This window comes from Endozoicomonas sp. (assembly GCF_051008435.1).
Taxonomy (GTDB): domain Bacteria; phylum Pseudomonadota; class Gammaproteobacteria; order Pseudomonadales; family Endozoicomonadaceae; genus Endozoicomonas_A.
The window spans coordinates 12,407-31,886 of sequence record NZ_JBPCXO010000263.1; the positions used below are offsets into that span (position 1 = coordinate 12,407).

General features: G+C 46.2%; 8 protein-coding genes. 1 reads left to right on the forward strand and 7 read right to left on the reverse strand.

Features of this window, described 5'->3' with window-relative positions:
- Window positions 1-2: 2 nt before the first annotated feature.
- The 6 genes from ACR2PX_RS13510 to ACR2PX_RS13535 all read right to left on the reverse strand — a co-directional run bounded on the left by ACR2PX_RS13510 (window position 3) and on the right by ACR2PX_RS13535 (window position 17,836).
- Window positions 3-641 (reverse strand): YigZ family protein, encoded by a 639-nt coding sequence (locus ACR2PX_RS13510; RefSeq protein WP_433999877.1) that lies wholly within the window; start codon window positions 639-641, stop codon window positions 3-5.
- Between the two features lie 83 nt (window positions 642-724).
- Window positions 725-1,090: a PilZ domain-containing protein gene (locus ACR2PX_RS13515; RefSeq protein ID WP_433999878.1), complete on the reverse strand. Its 366-nt coding sequence runs from the start codon at window positions 1,088-1,090 to the stop codon at window positions 725-727.
- Window positions 1,091-1,124: 34 nt separating this feature from the next.
- Window positions 1,125-12,932, reverse strand: a complete 11,808-nt coding sequence (locus ACR2PX_RS13520) for a hypothetical protein (RefSeq protein ID WP_433999879.1) — start codon at window positions 12,930-12,932, stop codon at window positions 1,125-1,127.
- 177 nt (window positions 12,933-13,109) lie between these two features.
- Window positions 13,110-15,893 (reverse strand): hypothetical protein, encoded by a 2,784-nt coding sequence (locus ACR2PX_RS13525; protein WP_433999880.1) that lies wholly within the window; start codon window positions 15,891-15,893, stop codon window positions 13,110-13,112.
- Window positions 15,894-15,943: 50 nt separating this feature from the next.
- Window positions 15,944-16,888 carry a hypothetical protein gene (locus ACR2PX_RS13530; protein ID WP_433999881.1) on the reverse strand — a complete coding sequence of 315 codons (945 nt, stop codon included), beginning with the start codon at window positions 16,886-16,888 and terminating at the stop codon, window positions 15,944-15,946.
- A gap of 126 nt (window positions 16,889-17,014) precedes the next feature.
- A complete protein-coding gene (locus ACR2PX_RS13535; RefSeq protein WP_433999882.1) occupies window positions 17,015-17,836 on the reverse strand; it encodes a hypothetical protein in 822 nt (273 codons plus the stop codon).
- 315 nt (window positions 17,837-18,151) lie between these two features.
- Here ACR2PX_RS13535 and sodB point away from each other — a divergent pair, with 315 nt between their 5' ends.
- Entirely contained in the window at window positions 18,152-18,733 is a 582-nt protein-coding gene (gene sodB / locus ACR2PX_RS13540; RefSeq protein WP_433999883.1) for a superoxide dismutase [Fe], read from the forward strand.
- A gap of 89 nt (window positions 18,734-18,822) precedes the next feature.
- On the opposite strand, the gene ACR2PX_RS13545 is transcribed toward sodB, so the two are convergent.
- The coding region (locus ACR2PX_RS13545) for a hypothetical protein (protein ID WP_433999884.1) at window positions 18,823-19,480 on the reverse strand (658 nt) is incomplete at its 5' end.

The following is a 19,480-nucleotide window of genomic DNA, read 5'->3' on the forward strand; positions in this document are numbered from 1 at the left end:
GTTCATTCCTGCCAATGCAATGTTATTTGTCCCTTCAGGAATTCCGTAACCCTGGACGTAAAATCATTCCGGGTAGCTTCAGGTAGCTCAACCAAAATAACCACTTTATCGGTATAGTCGCAGCTGATAATTTGCCCCGTAAAAGATTCAAGCAAGTGTCGAAAAGTCTGTTCATTAGCATAATCCAACACGGCAGTCCCCTGAACCATTGGAACACATTGAGCCAAAGGTAAGACTTCACTGGCCGCCTGAACCGATGCACCATAGGCTCGAACCAGACCACCAGCTCCCAGTTTGATACCTCCAAAGTAGCGTACCACAACAGCCGCCACTTCACCGATTTGACGATGCTGTAACACATTCAACATGGGCTTGCCGGCCGTGCCGCCGGGCTCACCATCATCATCAAATCCCAGGACAGTATTTCCTTCAGGAGGCCCTGCAATAAAGGCGAGGCAATGGTGTGAGGCATCAGGGAACTGATTTTTCAGAGATTTTTGGAAGGAGAGCGCTTCTGCTCTCGAAGTGACTCTGGAAAAGAAAGCAATAAAACGACTTCGTTTGACCTCCGTTTCCCATTCAAACGAGATTCCAGGTAAGAGGTCTGGGACCCGATAACTGCCGGAGGACTGGCTGGACATTCAATTCTCTTATTGCACTCAGGGCGATTACAAAGCACGGTATTACAACCGAAAGTGTACGGTTGTGTGCTCTGTTTGACTCATCAGCACTCAGTGAAAGAAAAGTATTCCTTGAGTGCTTCAACCAGATCAATAATATCATGCCCTGCATTGACAATACTGTACCCAGAATCAAAAAATTCTGGACCAACGTCTGGCTTACACCAGTGACAGCGGGCATCAAAATCGACAAAGCTATGCTCTTCATCTCTTCCGGGCAACATTATTCTCATACTGTAAACGGCTCCAATAAGAACCGGTACCGTACTGATCAGCATCAAGCCATTACTGCTGATATTACCAATGCTGCCCATTTCTCTGAGCGTGTTTCTGTTATACACGGTCAGATATTCATTCAATTGATGACGCTTGATACTCCGGCGTTCCTTGCCGCGTGGAACCATAGACATAATCTGTATTCCTTTACCGCCCTATTTATTAAAATCAAACCAGTACTTTGTACAGCTTGCTTTGTCTCAACTCGCTCTGTTTAAGCATTAACTTCTGCTCACGTTCAGTAATCCTTTGTTGCTCTTGGGTAAATCGATCAAATTGATCCATAACTGCCTTCTCCAGCTCTTCCACACAGGCTTTGAATTCCTTTTTTACCGGGTGACTGCACAGCTTAATGGCATCATCCAGCTCTGTCTGTCTTCCCTTAAGCGATGAGGCCTGCTGTTGCAAACCATTCAACCGACCTATGTTAGGTATGTAACCGCCTTTAATTTTGAAATGATCTTTGGCAACATCGCAATCTATAATAGCCTGCTTGGTGTTTCCAATGAGTGTCCACTGCCCCTTCTGACCTTTCTTCTTCCACCTGAACTTTTCACAGGTTTGTTTTGTGGCCGCTACTTCTTTAGGTGGCTTAAGTCCAATAGCTTTGATTCTGTCGATACCAATTCCATTTTTCTGCAGGGAGAGCCTTAAATCCGGATCAAGATCAACGCACTCGGTGATAACAGTCATAATCTGCTTTTCAATGGCTGGAACATCCGTCGTTGTTGGGTAAACAACCACTTTCATGACCGCATCCATCATGCTGCTGTATGCCCTTTTTACGGTTGCTTCTGTTTGCATTGCCTCATGGACACCCCCTGATCTACGCAACTTTCTTCTACTCTCCTGAAGCGAGTCCATAATGTCCTTGAAGTACTCTTTTCCTGATGCTTTTGCCCCTATATTTTCCACAATAGTATAGAGTTCTCTGATTCTCAGATGAGCTTCTTCCAAAGCGGCATCACTCTCTAGAATCAACTTCTCATTGGTTTCTCCCACCAGGTCTCTCCCACTGAGTCGAATACCATCGCGTTCCAACTGGCTAAAGTATTGGGTGAGGCCCTCACGCATCGTTTTTGCATCTGCGGTCTGAACCAGATCTTCCTGATCGGTTCCCGGCAAAACAACTCGCCTTTCAACAGACTGTAGAAAACCTTTCAATTCTGACTTGAGCGTATTGGTCACCACAGGGACAGCTTCAGCCGGGATACCATGGGCTTTCATTTTGCATTCGTCGACCAGTGTGACACCGTCTTCATTCAGCCAGCGATGTTCCTCTGCATACACCTTTTCAAGATGGCTATTGGTTCTGGCTTGCGTCAGCTCTTGTTCACAATTAAGGGTATGATTACTTTTCTCACGATTGGCTATATCAATAGCAATCAGTTCAAGCCAGGCATTTTTACAAACCCACTGTCGGGTTTTCAGCACAACCAGTTCCTCAAATGCCTCATGAGAAAGACCCAGTTCTGCCCACTCCTTTATGCCCGTCGCAACCAGTTTTTCTTTAAGCGACACACTCTTTAAATAGCCACCCTCTTCTTCTGTTTTTTGAATGGGAATCGACATGGTTTGCTCAACCACTTTCATCAAGGCAGGAGAGGCTTTATCCATTCCATCTGGAAACAGATTATCTGTAGACTGCAGGGAATCATTCATTAATTTCAAGGCAGCATTAAATGCCTCTTTCTGTTTATCTGCGCCCTTAATGCCCTCTACCGCATCCAGATCAACCGCCATGAACACTCTCTGAGCCTTATGCAAGTCTTTACTGTCACGGGTGAGACGGCCAAGCTGCTGAACCAGATAATTCTCATTAGCTTCACCCCCTGCCTGTCCAATCAAACCATGGAAAACACCGACACTGGTGCCACCTTGTGGCATGTCTGTACCTACAGACTGTTCTTTACTCAGATAACCATCGGTACTTTGTCCACCTGTACGCCTGAGCAGGGTAACGGTTTCTGCTGAAGCCGTAGATCCCTCGCCGTATACTGGATCGTCCTGGTACTGCATTTGCAGATTTTTTTCATGATCATAATAAATAACCGATTTCTGGACACCGCCCATGGCCAGCCGCGCCTGATTCAGTGTTCTACTCATCTCATGAGCTTTTTGTGTGCATTGTTCACCTGACTCGGCACCGTCAAAGAACATAATCTGAGGCTTTGGACCTACCCTATGCAAAACATCAGTGAGCAGTTTCTTTCTGCTCCCGGCATCGGATGACTTGAAGAACACCGGCTCTGCTAAAGAGAGGAAGTGCCAGAAACGCTGATTGGTGGTAACAGGATCCGTTCTTGCTTTTTGACGAACTTCTTCAACACTGCTGGCAGCACTGGCCAGAGCCGCACAATACAATGTTCCCAAGGTTGCTGAGAGTAAATGCCGTGCCTTACATCCAAACAGGAACTCTGAATGCTTAAGGTTAATACTTCTTGGCTCCACCTCTAAGTCATATCCCAGTCCCGAAATAACTGTCTGCACCGACTGAGCGACAGAAATCAGTTCTGCTTCGGTGTGAGGCACCATTGCGCTGTCAAACTCATCCGCAAACACCATTGAGTTTCTTAGTAAATCGAGACAGTTATCCACTTTCGCCAGTATGGCCTGCTTGTCTTGAATCATTCCTTGTGCATCGAGCAAAGCCTGCTTAAGGTGCATCAAAATCTGGACATCATTGATTGAAGCACCTACTGGAACTCTTCCCTGTACCAACAAAGATTTTCTAGAGCCAGGTGGTGTATTTGCGGGAAGTCCCAGAAGGGTATTTTCAACTTCGATCAGTTTGGCTACTGATATCTCGCAGGGCTGTGCAAAACTGGCTTCAAGATTCAGTCGACAATAGTTCTGCCCCTTACGGGCATAGTATTCCCGTAATCCTTTATCCAGTTCAGCCTGGTTAGTCTTGGGAGCCATAACGATAACCGACCGGTGGGTATCAGCATCTATATCAGCATCTAATTGAGCACAGGCATGATCGGTAAGAGCCAGTAGTAGTGTACTTTTACCGTACCCTGTCCCTTTATGAGACATCATCGCTACTTCACGACCCTTAGCCCACTGGCTGACACCTTCGAGAGTGACGGCAAGTTCTTCGGCCTGATCTGACGAAAGAACAATGTGGTGCCGTCTTTCAAAAGACAGCAGAGCCAGGTTTTTTGTATCCAGCAAACTGTTTTCGTAACTGCTTATTCTGCTATTCAAGTTGTTTTGTCTGGAGGCCACAAGCGCCATATTCAGATTCCATTCCTGGCAGCGTCGAGTGTATTCATGGGGCTCATTCACCTGCTCAAAGGCAGCAAAGTCCAGCCCCACAAGCTCATGTTGAAGCGCTTCAAGACGCTGACCAATCAAACTGCTCTGCTCCAGATCAATATCCACCAGCATCAACTGCGACATACGCTTGATATATCCGTCAACGTCGTCGCCTCCGGGAGCCAATCCCCTTTCAAAGTTACGGATAGCATGATCCAGAAGCTCTCCATCTGAATAACCTTTCAAGTCATTCTCGGAAGCATTTCGAATATAGCTGACCAGACCACTTTCAAGGGCTTTTTTCAGCTGAAGTGTACGGACGCAATGTTTTCTGTTGTTAACGATGACCTTTTCGAAATTGCTTAGAACTGTCTGCCTGTTGGCTTTTAAGGTGACTGGGTCAGGCAGCCTTTGCGCTCCTGATGATTTCAACTCACAGCCTGAGTAAACCGACAGGTTTTTAAAGACCTGCTCCTGAAAAGCTTTTTGCTGTCCTTCCAGTGTTTTACTCACACCATGAGCACTTTCATCCAGCAGATCCCTCTTGGCTTTGAGAAACGAATCGCTGACATGGCCAAAACTGGCGTTTACCGTAAAGCCCGTAAACTGTTCTGGATGGAACGTTTCTTGGTGAGCACCTGTTTTTGGTTTCCTGGATTTTTCCTGAGCTACTTTCCTAAGTACAGGAAGTTCAACAGGCAGACTTCTGACTCGTCCATCGCAGGGAGTGCAGGAAAACGGGGGCTTAAGTACTTTACTCTCAACTTCACGAACCACTTCCAGATAACAACTCTGTAACTGTTGAGTGGAAACGTTCGGTAACCAGGACCTCGTCAGAGAATCTATATCTGTAACCTCATTGGAGTAATTCGGATGTGCTCTCGACAAAACTGGGCTTCCAGGCTTGAGCAAACATGCTTTACTCAGTAAGTTGGCCCTGATTAACTCTGCTTTGACATTTCCCCCCTGAACTGGAATAGGAATCAGTTGGTTATTAGAGCCCAGCTCATACATGTAGCACTGCTGGTTTAAAGGTGTTTTTTGAGCAACCAGAATAACGGTTTGGCCTGAAGCACTTTTCAACGGAATCCAGTCTCGTTTTTTTTCTCTCCCTTCAGCGTTGATCTGGAAAGGTATCTCATAATTCGGATGATCATGCAGAAAAGCGGGATCCAGAGCCCAGGTCCGACCATCCAGCTGAATATTCCAATGCTTGCCATCTTTAGAGAAAAAGACCAAAGAAGGCTGACATTTGGCCCCTTCAGACAGTTCTATATATTGATCGCCCGTAACGATGCTGGTTTTATGGACAGCGGTTTTACTGAAACCATCCATAAAACTGTTCATGAGACAGTTAGGGTTCTTGGCCAGAGCACTGCATTTGAAGCCAGCCTGTGGCTGTACATGTTCTGAAACTTCTACCAGAGGAACAGGAGAGTCTGGCTGAAAACAGGCAATTTCTGCTTCATGAGGGTGCTTTTGACGTTGATAGTGAGCATCGTGAGACACCCCTCTCAACTTCTGTTCTGGTTTGAGTTTCCCTTCTTCAGCCAACAACTCTGTGCATTGTTTTTCTAACTTGCGTCGACGTGTTTCTCTTTCTTTTCCTGTTTTATAATTTTCTTTGTGCTGCTTAACTGCAATAGCCAACACAAGAGAGCCGGGGCTTTTCAGTTCCTTTTGAAGGGTTCTCAGAACATTAGCCATGGTCGGTGTAGCAGGTAACTCAAACTCATCCCGGATCTGGCTGAGCCCCACCAGAGAAGCATCTGCGTAACTGAAATCAACCCATTGCGTTGTATCTTTTGATAGCTTTGTCGGTTTAGGTTGCTTGGTAATCCCTTCATGCTGTGCTTGCAAACTGGACACCAGAGTTAACAACCTGTCACAGATCTTCGAATCCTTAAGCATTTGCTCTTCTAATGTAATTCCAGCAAGCGCCTTATGCCCTCCACCCAACTGTTCGTCGAGTTTGGCTTCAAGTTCTGCCTTTCGGCCTTCAACCAGCTTCGATAAAAACAGACGACCTTGTTCAGGTACGCTGACCCTGAGCTTTGGCGGCAAATGTTCAGGAGCCAGTCGCTGAAGCGAGTATTCGTACTGCTGTAAAGCACGGTGTCCTTCGTCAACGTCCCTGATGGTGGCTACCTTTTTTCTCCAGGACTCATTCAGGCGCTCCGAGGCTGATTTGACAATGGCACAGACAGCATGTGTATAAAACTCTGTACCAATATCACCAGGATTCTTCGATAGCATCGTTGTCATATTGGTCAGTTCTGAATTAACAATGGCTTCAGGGTCTTCCGGACCGGCCTCTGGATCCTTCTGCTTCAATGCTTCAAGAGATGACGCAAGTTTTGCTACCTGTTCCTGAAAATCATCCTGTTTCTTTCCAAGGATCAGAATATTGCCCCGGGTCAGGGCTTTGGTCATTTCAATCTGACGCGTAAAGTCATCTGTGAGAGGGACCTCTGATGTAGCCTCTGATGTAGCCCCTGAACTTATTGCTTTCTGATAGTCATGGTCAACGGAGTCAAGCTGCTTCAGAAACTTCTCATGGAGCGCTTTCACTCTCGATCTATAGTTCGTTTTGCTGGGGAGATCATCGAGGCTGGTGAAATGATAAACGGCTAACTCTTTTTCCATCATTTCCTGCTCGGAAGCCACTTCATGCCAGGCCGTTCTCATTCGTTGAATCAACCCGGGTATGGCTAGAGTGCCCGGCCCCAGAGAAGCGTAGGTTTCATCTTTGATCTCTAAAACTATCGGCCCAATTTCAGTCCATTTGGGCATAATTTCTGCCTTGGGTCCTTTAGTGAGATCAAAAGCTTTTTCGGAGGATGGACTGGCCAGATCGGAGAAGGTCGTGGAGCTGACAGACTCCAACCTGGAAAGACCCGTAGTGGACGCTGTATCTGACTCGTTGCCTGAGTCACTGTGATTGTCTGTGACAACCTGAAGTCTTAGCTGCTTAAGCTGGTCAGACTCGCGTTGCAGGTTCTCACTGGCTGTCGCCAGTTCTGAAGACTTAACCTCCAGAGCTTTCTCTTTATCTCGGACAGCCGCTTCCAACTCCTTTTTTGCTTCTGTGAGTGTGCTGACCCGGAATTGCTCTGCTTCCAGCTGGCTCTGCATAGTCGCTTTGGCCTTAAGCGCTTCTTCTGAGTGTTGCTCCACTTCTTCCTTTTTCTGTTTTAGCTTGTCCAGCTCTTTCTGGGTACTATGAAGCTCTTCTCTTAACTCACTCGCTGTGGACAACAGTGTTTGGTTTTCCATACTCATAGCCTGAAGCTCAGTCAACCGGGTCTGCAAACCGTTTCTCTCTAACTCTAAACTACTGATATCTCTTTCAAGCTTTCTCTTTTCCTTATCTCGATCACCCTGCTCTCTCTCAAGACTCTGGACTAATCTCTGATTGGCAAGCTCTTTCTCTTTCAAAGCAAGAGTATGATCTGACGTTGCTTCCCTAGCTTGATCCGTTAAGGTCTTTAACTCAACTCTCAAGCTTTCAGTCTCACTCTGAAGGCGACCGACTTCTTCTTTTCTCACCTCGAGAGCTTGAGATTTTTGCTGCAATTCAAGATCTTTCGATTTGCCTTGCAGTTCAAGCTGCGAAACTTTGTTATCTACCTCATCTTTCAGATTCTGAAGTTTTTCCAACTGCCCTTTAAGGTCGACAACAACCCTTTCGTGCGAACTTGTAAGACGCTCTTTTTCTTCATTCCAGCCCGAAGCATCATGCTTATGTCTCTTTTCCTGAAGAGCCAGATCTTTTTCCAATTGGCTGCTACGACTTTGAGCCTCTTTCAACTCCCTTTCATGCTTAACATTCAGATCATCAATATTACCCTGTAATCTGCAAGCTTCTATCTGACTGTTCCTGAGCGACTCATCAAGCTCGGAAACCCTTCTATCCAGTATTTGTTTTTGTGTTTCTGCGGTCTCAGAAAGCGTTTTAAAGTGATCCCTGTTTTCTTCAGCCAGACTAATTTGTCTTTTGAGGTCTGTAACCTCTATTGACCGATTCCTCTTCTCATCGTCAAGCAGCCTCTCCAGAGCTTTCAGCTTTATTTCAGCCTGTTCAAAGCTGCCTCTTACAAGATTCAACTCCTCTCCTTGTCTCTGCAAGTCTTTTTGAGCCCGGTCCCTCTCACCGGTAATATTTTTTATATCTATCTCCAACGCCCCATAGTTACGGGTCAATTCTGAAAATTGGCCATCCAGCTTCATTGCTTTAGCCTGACTTTCTTCCAAACGGTCTTTCATGGAAGTCAGTTGCTCTTCAAACTTAAGGCGTTCTTCTTCTGCCTTTGTCGCTCTGCGGGTTAAGTCTACCTTTTCAAGATCCCAGGCCATTTCTTCCTTCTGTAACTTCGCCTCAAGCTCACTCTTTTCCTTGTTGAGTTGAGTGACTTTGGCTCTAAGTTCACTACTTGATGAGGTTGAAGTCTCCTTAAGTTGTGACAGCTCTTGCTGAACAGAAGCTAACTGTTCATTAATAAACTCAATTCTTTGTTCTTTTTGTCCAAGCGTGGAGTCTTTCTGAGACAACTCAAACTTTGTCTTCCTGACCTCCTCCTGAGAATCAAGAAGCTCCTGATCAAGCTGCTTTTTGACTTCAAGTAGCTGATCATGCTGGTTTTTTAAATCGCCAAAGAGCTTGTCCTTGGCTTCTTCGATTCTTGCTTTCTCTTTATCCCAGTCTGCTGACGAAACTTCAGCTTTAAGCTGAAGAGCCTCAACTTCAAGCTTGAACTCCCCCCTCTCCCTTGTGAGTCTCTCAATCTCAAGGGCATGCTGACTTCTCAGGCTGTCTACACTGATCTGAAGTTCTTGAAGCTCTTTCTTTACCTGATCTCTTTGGTGAGCTAGAGCGTTTGACTCTGATTTAAAGTGGTCTCTCTTCTTTTCAACTTCTGTAAGACGACCTTCAAGTTCAGAAACCCTGGCTCTTGACTCCTTGAGTTGACTTTCCCATTTGGCTTTTTCAACTTCAACAGTATCATTACCACTTTGTAAGCTACGCTCAGCTTTCAGGAGATTTTGCTTTGCTTCATCTCTTTCTCGTTCAATAGATTGAATTTTTCCTTCCAACTCAATTACTTTATTGTCACTTAACTCCTTCTCAGGTGTGAGCTTCTGAATTCGGAACGTGAGCTGTTCAACTGTGTGTGTTTTTTCATCTACTTGCTGACTCAGAACATTAACCTTCTCTTGCTTTTCCTGAGTTCGTCTATTCGCCTTTTCAATTTCACTTCTAAACTGAGTTTCCGCCTCTTCAAGCTGACGGATCCTGTCATCTTTTGATGAGATCGTGGATGAGAGTGTGTTTTCCTTGATTTTGGCTTCTGCAAGCTCATCCTCTTTACCGGTTAGCAAACCCTTTAATCGAATCACTTCCTGCTGGCTTAACTGAAGTTCTCTCTGATAACGCTCTGACGCACCCTTCAATTTAGGAAGAGTCTCATCGGCAATCGCTGAATGCTCTCTCGCCGCCCTCTCCTTTCCCTTTGCGTCCTCAAGCTTGGTTTCCAGGTCACCTGCTTTATCTTCTGCTTCTTGCAGTTTTCTTGTATATTCAATCACTTCTTCTTTGGATGACCTAGTAGCCCTTTGAGTTGATTCAAGTTCACTACGAAGGTCTTCCAGAGAAGATTCGAGCTGACCTTTCGCCTCTTCAAGCCCAGAACTCTTAACCGTTAGCTCCTGAACTTTTCTTCTCTCAACGACGAGTTCCTGATCTCTTTGAGAAATATCTTCATCTTTTGATCGAAGATTTTTCTCAAGGCCTGCTATTTTTTCCTTAAGTTCACGCTCGGTGTTCTCTAATCTGGACTGTAACTCACTAAGCTCCCTATCTTTACTTCTGAGTTGAGTCTGTACCCGTTTCTCTGAGCTTTTGGCTTTTTCGACCTCTGACTCTAATGCTATTTTTTCTTTTTGATGTTTTTGCTCTGCTTTACGGAGTTGTTCTCTGATCAGTCCCATCTCATCCTCATGTGACTGACTCGCTTGCAAGCTGCTACTCTGAATGAGCTGTAAACTCTGAACCTGTTCTTTCAGAGAATTAATCTCATCTCTGGCTTCAGAAAGCTGACTCTCAGCAATTTCCTTCTGCCGCTTGTAGGTATCGCGCTCGCTTTTAACTACCTCCAGTTCCTTCTTATATCGATCAGCATCCCTTCTTGCAGTCTCTCTGGCTTTCTCTTTAACTTTTATTTGATCCCTGAGCCCATCTTTCTCTTTAGAATCACTTTCACCAGCCTCCCTTAGCTGCTTCTGAAGCTCTTTCAGCCTGGTCTCGGAAGACTCTCTGGCTTTTCTGGCTCCAACCAGATCACTTTCAAGCCGTTTGACATTGGCTTCGCTTTTACCCAGTCGGGTTTCGAAATCATCCCTTTCTGTTTTTAGCCTTCGCGACTCTTTTCGTACATCCGTTAACTCTTTATCTTTTTGAGACAACTGACCTTCCAGATCCTTTCTCAGCCTTTTCGCTTCACTTTCAAGTCTTTTAATGGTTTCCTCGCGAGCACTGATATCCCCTCTGGCCTCATCCAACTGCACATGCAGCTCATCCAGATCTTTTAAATCAACATCATATTTCTGTTGCAACGCTTCCAGTTCAGACTGTTTAGTAACCAGCAACTTTTCAAACCTGGCTTTTTCTTCCAGAGCCTGAGACTTTAAAAACTTTTCACTACGAACCTGGCCCTTGAGCTCAACAATTTCTTGTTGAAGATCTTTAATTTCACGGTCATATTTCTGTCTCTCCAGATGAACTTCTTTTAAAGATCGAGCTTTCACCTCAAACTCGGACTGCTGCCTCTTAAGCTCTTTAACCTTGTCACGAAGATCTTTTTTAGTATCACTCAGCTCTTTCTTCAGACTTTTTTCACGAGCTAGCGCACCTTGATAGTCACCCTCCAAGGCAAAAAGCTCATCCTCTGCTGAAATGGCCCTATTCTGAACTTCTTCAAATTTTCTCTGCAGCTGATCTATCTCTTGTTTATGAATTTCTTCGATATTATTCAGCCGCTCTTCCAGTTCCCTAGCCTTTTCTTCAACATGCTTTTTCTTTTCAGATACATCCACATGAGCCACGATCCATCGATCTTGAGACTCCGTAAGATCTTTCACCTGTCTCTCAAGCTGCTCCACCCTCACAGGATCTGTTTGCTTTAATTCTTCAAGCTCCTCCTTGAGAGATTTGATCTCAAGGTGCAGTAAACCATTTTGCCTGAACAAGTCGCCCACTCTCTCTTCAGCATTCTTGTAGCTCTGCTGAATCTCTGCCAGCCTGTCTCTCTCTTGCGCCAATTCATTTTCAAGTTGCTGGTAACTGTCCAGATATTCCTGCCGTAGCTGCAGTAACTGTTGATTTTTCTGTTCCAAAGCAGAAAAAGCCTGCTGAGCAAACTGTTCATGATTCACAGAGGCCGCCTGAAGCTGGCTTTGCAAATTATCTATATGCTGACCAGAAGCGATCATCTGAGTCTGGAGCTGTGAAATAGTAAAACCATTTTCACCCAGCATTCGGGTTTGCTCATTCATCTGGAGTTGAAGCTGTCTATTCAGGGCTTCCAGTTCATTTAACCTGGTATCCGGAGCATCTGTACCCCCTAATCCACTGGCTCCTGACGGAGAACCATTGAAATTTATACTTTGATGTTGCTTCTGCCGTAACTTACGATCCTTATCCTTAAGTGCGCCTTTTAATTCCGCATGTTCTTTCTCAAGCTGATCCAGTCTTTCCGAAACACTCTCAGGAATTGTTCCTTCCTTCTGTTTAAGAGCCTCTATTTCTTCCTTCAACTCAGTTAACTGCTTACGTGTCTGCTGCAGCTCAGTACCCAGTTCTTCTTTCTCTTTCCTGAGATTTTTTACTGCCTGCTGAACCTTTGATAACTCCAGACTTTGTATGGACAAGGCAGGCCCTTCCGGGGGTCTGGGAATCGAGAGTGTGGGCACCAATGGCGGCAAATCCAGCTTTCCCCTTCGGAATTGCTCATCCAGTTCTCTAATTGGATCAAACTTGTCTGAGTAGGGAATACTCTCTTCCGGCTTTGTGGGCTCAGGGTAAAAGTGACAGTAGAACTCTGCCAGAGCCAACACTTCCCGATGCATTTTCTCCAGTTTATGCCTTTGTAGAAGCCCCTTCTTCCAGGCTTCTTTCGACTGGCCACTGGCAGTAATTGCATCAGCAACACCTGTCTCCATAACCTCAATCTGGTGAACCATGGATCTGGCCATGGCCAGAGTCATCAAATGGCCGTCACTGCCATTCAGGTTGCTTTCCAGCTGTTGAGAGTTAGCTGGCATTTTAAAACGCCAACCCAATTGATCTTGGAGCCTGCCCACTCGCTCAGCCATTTCCTTCTTGGTTTTTCTGCTGGCGGTTTCAACAGTCTCTGGCGTAATGCTTTCTCTCAGTCTGAAAAGAGTATGTTCAGGAACCGAACTGTTTGGCTTGGCAGTGGCTCTGCAGACCATGCTGTATGGCTTGGGAATAGAGGGAGCGTCTACTTCGACACTAGTAATATCCCGATCTCCAATAGGCGTCGTGATCGGGCGATCACCCTGTTGCAGCTGATTGGGAACCTGGATCGAATCAACACCAGCATTCGACTGATCCCTCGAAGTCAAGGGATCAGGCACTGCGGGTCTGTTCAGATGATGGCTGCCAGAAGAGCCAATATTACTGCTGCTGCGATCCATGCGGTTAACAACTTCCGTTGAAAAACAACACAATTGCCAAGAAACAGCTCAATTCTGGCACCGAAGATATGGGATTCAGACTCCAATCGGATGAATCCACTATTTCAGATTAGCAGTGGGTTTCAGGGGTTTTCTGCATTCCGGTGACTTGAAAACACAGCTCGTCAATGAGCTGCTTCAATCGTCCTCAAGCAGCCCATCAAGAACCAGGAGTTCACCGTCAAAACGCCGACTCAACTCATCCAGAATTTTCTGATAAATCCTTGATAGTTCAATACTTTCTTCTTGATTCAGAGATGGCTTCCTGAGTATTTTTCGAGCCATTTTTTCAAGGCTACGATAGGATATTTCCGTCAATGGAATGTCAGCTGCAAAAGGCTCAAATGCTTCAGGGGGAAATAACGGCGAGTTCTCTGCAGCCAGCTTTATCAAAGGCAGCTTTATTTCTACAGAAGCTTGCTTAAGCAACTCCAGACTAGCCATGCCTGTCGTCTGACTCTGATAGAGAAGATCAAGGATAAAGCGTGCCGTTGATGAATCGGTCCATTCAGGCTCAAAACCCTCCCGACAGTGATGCACTAACTTCTCTCCAATCGAGTCGAGTCGCCAGGCCAGTCGATAAAGTTCTTCTGAGACACCTGCCGCTATCGCATCCGAATCAAATCCTGCATCCCGGGCTATGGTTTTATGCTCCTCAGAGTCAGCAAGATATCTTTGAACAAGGTTGATCCATTGTTCGTAGGAACAGGCTCTAAAACAGGCTAGCTGATGATTGAATTGCAGATACTTGGGCTGAGCCTGGATCCGTGCTTGATTAACCACAGTCGCATAATAGCGAAACACCACATTTTTTAGATTCGAGCCATCACGGTTTAGCAAAAAGTGTAATCGCATCCAGAAACCATCGGACTGCTCATCCCTTTGTAACCATTGAAGTACTTTTTCTATGTCCACTATTCTCGGACTGTTGGGATGTTCTGCTACCAAAACCGGATACAGCTTGATCAGATCATCATGGATTCCATTCAAGCACACCTTGCTATCAACCATTCGATTAGAATACATAGACCTGAGTCGAATCCTGGCCAGCCTGACTGATTCGAACCCATTTCCTATCTGTTCCAGTAACGCCTCACCAAATGGCTGGTCTTCACCATTTAACTCATAGATTCGAGCCTTTAGCTCCCGTAACGCATTCAGCTTTTCCTCAATACTTTCTTCCAGCTCTTCAGGAGAGCCTGAATAGGGGACGTTGTTCACTATAGGAATGAGACTTTGATTGATCGAAGTTACCTGGGTGGCTACAGCATCAAGCGACAATGGTTGAGGAGAGTAGAAAGATAAACGCTCTCTAACTCTTTCTTCTCTGCTTTCATCGAGCAAATACGCATGCTTTTCTTCCAGATGAACGACTTCCCTCTCCTGATTCGGATGCAGCCCCTGTGATGAAACAGACCGCCTTCTCGCTTCAGTTAATTCCAATTGAGTACGATCCGCCTGCTCCTTCACGGAAGAGCTGATCTGATCAACATAACTGTCAACATCCATACCAAGCCAGGGGCCGAAGGTTTCTGGGGGAATACTGTTGCGAAAGTGCCTGACAAAAGATTCCTTTGCCACCTTGCTTGCTGTCTTCCTGTCCTGGGCACCGAGACGCACTTTTAATGCCGAGCTTAATACTTCAACCTCACTGGAACGCTGGGCCGGTATGATTGAAGCAGGTTTTTTCTTTCTCTTGGGAACAGGAGGAGGAACAGACTCTCGTCTATAAGCCCTATGTCGAGGAGTTAACGTTTGCTCAGAAGCCTCCATTCCTGACAAAGAATGACTTGCAGATGCACTGGTATTTTTCCCCAACCGTTTGCTTTGTGCCTCCTGAGTAAAATCAGTGACCACTCTGCCAGGCTTCTTGGCTTGATCTGTGCTTATTGAGGAGTTTTTACGAGAAGGTAGTGAAAAATCAGAAGACCCGGTTTTATTATTATGGGGTAGTGTACGGTGCAGACTCAGTCTTTCTTCTGCTGCACGCTGTTCTCTTAAAACCCTCTCAGTGGCCAGTATAGGTTGTGAGGGCGTCCCTAACACTGCTCTGGCACAAGGCGCAATACAGTGCATAGCACCTTCTAGAATTCCGATACAATCTCTGACGGTCAGATCACCTATCTTATCCAGGACAGTGAATGCCACCATACACAGATCAACCCCTGACAGCATAAACTTTTGAAGCCTTAACCAGTTGCGGCGAATAACACCCATATTATTTGCTGCATCGCCTCGCCTGCGAATCGCCGAACGCACCTCATCAATAGTTACAGGTTTCGATTCGGCTCTGATCAGTTCATCAACCGCAGATTCCAGACCGCCAACCTGATACCAGAGGAAAGCATTTCTGGTGACAAGATCATTGATCTGCGGACTCAACCTGTCATTGTTAATGCCTGGCTTCTTTAGTTCAGTCTTATAGTTTTTCAGGGATGCCCTCAGATCACTCACTGCCAGCGCTGCACCCAAGTATGGTGTAGCCTCCAGTTCTGGAGCCATCAAATCAGTCTGGTAATGTCTGGATGAACGAAGAGAAGGATCGAGGTGAGAACCCGACAACTGTTTTCCGTAATTGGCAACAGCTGTCGACAGTACATTCAGCCTGGCCAGTAACCTTTCTACCCTGAGCAGCATGAATTGCTTATCAGTTTCACCATCGCCGGTAAACTGACCATCCGAAAGCTGGATTTCATCCAGCTGGCCACTCACGCCGTCCATTAAATGTTTAATATCTGCCAGAGAAGCAATAACGCGTTGATAGATGGAGGGCTTTCCATCCCTGCTGGTGAGATGGGGAGGAATAAGTCTGGGAACAGACCCGATGCCTGTTACCGGATCACTTACTGACTTGGAGGCTTCATCGATCCCTACCTGAGATCGAAAATACCTTTCTGGACGATCAGCATCCATGCTGTCCATAAATTCAGACCTGAAACATTATTTCTGTTCGATCAAGGCCAAAGACCCGCTTACCGGGTATGCTCTGGCATGGCTTTGGTCGCTTCGCTCATAAGCTCAATAAAATAGAGAAGCAAAACCTTGTTCACTTCTGCTAATGAAGTCGTTTCCATCCAGCCGGGGCCATTTAGACGTCTCTTTTCTTCCAGTTCTTTCCAGTTCAAGGTACAGGAGCCCAGACTATTGAATGTTGTTTTCCCACCATTAGCAGGAACAACCCAGTCAAAACGAACCTTGCCAAGATAGGGCCTGATGCTTTTATCTCTGACCGACATAGGCTGTTCGGTGATAACTCTGGAATTGGCAGAATAACGTGCGCTCAACAGGGCATCAGAATTAAACAGATCGCTGGAACCCATAATCATATATTTCAGGGAGGAATGAGACTTGAACCAGCGCTTGAGACGATGTTCATCATAAATAGAACTCTCGTCGTTTAAACCGGCAAATGACATCCACTTCTTGAACTGGCAGCTATCGATGTCGCGGGTCATATTTGCAGGACAGGTATGCTCAATGCTGGATAACAGCGTCTGGTAAAAAGTCAGGCTGTCACCTACTCCTCCCAATGGAAACTCAGATCTTAGAGCCTTATAAAGTCTGGCACTGTTTTCCAGATCGGGCGCCAATGTTAGATCACGGGTCACCTTGATGACGGGTACCAACAAACCCTTTGGTTTTGCTTCCAGCAGCTCGAGCATTTCTGCAGAAAAAGAGCACTGCCCTGTTAGAGTCATACTTTCGCCGGGAACCAGAGATTGCATGGAGGGATTAACATTCTCTACTGACCACTGGTGAAAGAATGTCCAGCCTGATGGTTTTTCAACGACAGGTTTAACCGATTTGGAAGCTTCAGGCTTACTGTCAAACCAGTCAAATATTGAGCAGGAAGAGGTCATCATTGCCATAGCAACTACCAGACATAACCGCCCTGTTATGCGAAAACAGCCCATCATCGACCCACAGCTCCGGAAAGAATTATTGTTCTTTAATGTAGCCAGTTTAAATTGGCATCACGCTTTTCATTGAATGAAAGGTTGTTTATGACCAACCGGGTGGCGAAAACCACCCGGCTGTGGGGATTATTCCAGTCCCAGGCCTTCCTTGGGAGGTTGTGTCAGATCTCTGACAGTATCTTCCAGTTGCTGCAGTTTGCGATTGACCTGCACTCGGAATGAGTCAACCGCTTTGACCGCCTGCTGCTGGTCTTCGACTTTTTTAGTCAGCTCTGACTGAAGCTTTTTCTGATCAGCTACCAGCTTCTTCATTTCGCCAACCTGCTTGTCGAACCTGGCCAGGCTGTCGGTCATCTCTCCCTGAGCTGCCAACTGTTCAGTGCTAATGGCTTTCATCAGCTGATCCATCTCACGCATACGCTTCTGCAGAACACTTAACTCGCCTACAGCTTTATCTGCTGTTTTACCCGCTTCCTCAGCTTCCTTAAGCGCCTTGACGACATTATCCTTATTGATCAGGATCCATTGTCGATTACGCTTGTTTGCCACATCCCAGAGCTTGCGGATTTCAGAATCCATCACTTTCAGCTCAGACCGCATCGCCGAACCGCTCTGATCAAGGTTTTCACCGGTAGCCGTGACTTCTCCGGTCACCATACTGAGCTTTGTCTGGGTGGCCTTCAGAGCCTGACGGGTATCCGCCAGTTCCTGCTGCATCAATTTGAATTGCCAGACGCCACCAGCGCCCAACACAAGAATCATGACCAGCAAGAGCCAGGTCAGGCCATTGCCGCCTTTACCGCCTTTACCTGCAGGGCTAGGCCCTGTGCCCCCTTTCTTACCAGGAGGTGTTCCGCCGGTAGCCGCAGTTTTCCTGCGCCCTGGACGCTCGTCTGCTGCAATTGAGAAATCCGGTATATCGTTGATCGCCTTATCCTCTTCTCTCATGGGTTTCTCATCTGTCTCTGTTCCGCCATGGGCAGTTGAGGCGCAATATTACTATGAAAAGGGCACCAGAATAAGAGTAATAGACTTTATGAACCTCTCTTGTGCGTTGAAAACTATGACGAAAGTGCCTGCTGCAATCCGGAGAAATCCGGTTCAATACATTATTTCAGGTATTTTCTGAGTTCTCAGGGTTGAAGAGACGGCACACGCCCCCACATTATCCCTCACATAGATTCGTAACCGCACCAATGTTAATATCGTCGCGCGAGACGAATCAGGTCAAACAAGATCAAACCCCAAGTGGAGAATGACAACATGGCTTTTGAACTGCCTGCACTGCCTTATGCACGCGACGCACTGGCTCCTCACATTTCCGAAGAGACTCTGGACTACCACTACGGCAAGCATCACAAGACCTATGTTGACAAACTGAACGGTCTGGTTGCTGGTACCGAACTGGAAAACAAGAGCCTGGAAGAGATCATCAAGACATCTGAAGGCGGTATCTTCAACAACGCTGCCCAGATCTGGAACCATACTTTCTACTGGAACTGCCTGAGCCCTAACGGCGGCGGCGCTCCTGCTGGAGAACTGGCTGACGCTATCAACAAGGCTTTCGGTTCTTTTGAAAAATTCGTTGCTGCGTTCAACGACAAAGCCGTTAACAACTTCGGTTCTTCCTGGACCTGGCTGGTTAAAAACAGCGACGGTTCTGTAGAAATCGTTAACACTAGTAATGCAGGCACCCCTCTGACTACTGATCAGAAGCCTCTGCTGACCTGCGACCTGTGGGAACACGCTTACTACATTGACTACCGCAATGTACGTCCAGAATACCTGAAAAATTTCTGGGCGCTGGTTAACTGGAACTTCGCTGCTGCAAACTTTGCTGGCTAAGTTTCATAGCACTGACTGATCTTTCAGACAGTTACGAAATGGCACCATCAGGTGCCATTTTTATTGAAGCCTTCTCACTGAACTCACTTTTAAACAACTCTTTTCAAAACTTTTCTTACACCATTCAGTATGAACATCCAGACAATGGCATAGAGCCATACGATACCAACCAGCTCAAAACTGATAGCGGGCATCAGTACTCCAAAGGCACAAATCATCACTGCAACGATCTGTGTTAATACAATAGCCAGAAACAACTTTGGAGAAGGCCAGGGCTTCATCCAGAACCAGTTGTCGTGGCGGCAGATAAACAACAGCAAATGACCCGCCACCACCAGTTGCAGAAACATAACGGTCTGCATAGAGTCAGCACTGAGTTGATAATACTGCTTCATCAAAGCCATCAAACCAACGTTACCAATAACACTCACCAACCCCAGCCCACTGGCAACCGTTAGTACTTTCTTTAACTGCCACTTCATCGGTACCGACGAACTTCGGGTGTTGTCATAGGCAATGGTAATGATGGGGATATCATCCAGAAGGGCCAAAATTACGATCATGATGGCTGACAAGGGAACCACCCGGAGCAGTAGCACTGAGACTGCTACAAAAACCATCAAGGTAGGCCGCTTCGCGGCGACTTTTTGCCCAGTGCAGCCCTCCAACCTATGGGAAATACCCGTCATTTTCTTTTGTCTATCCTTACTGACTTTGATCCCGAGAACAGCAAAGGATAGAGCCATT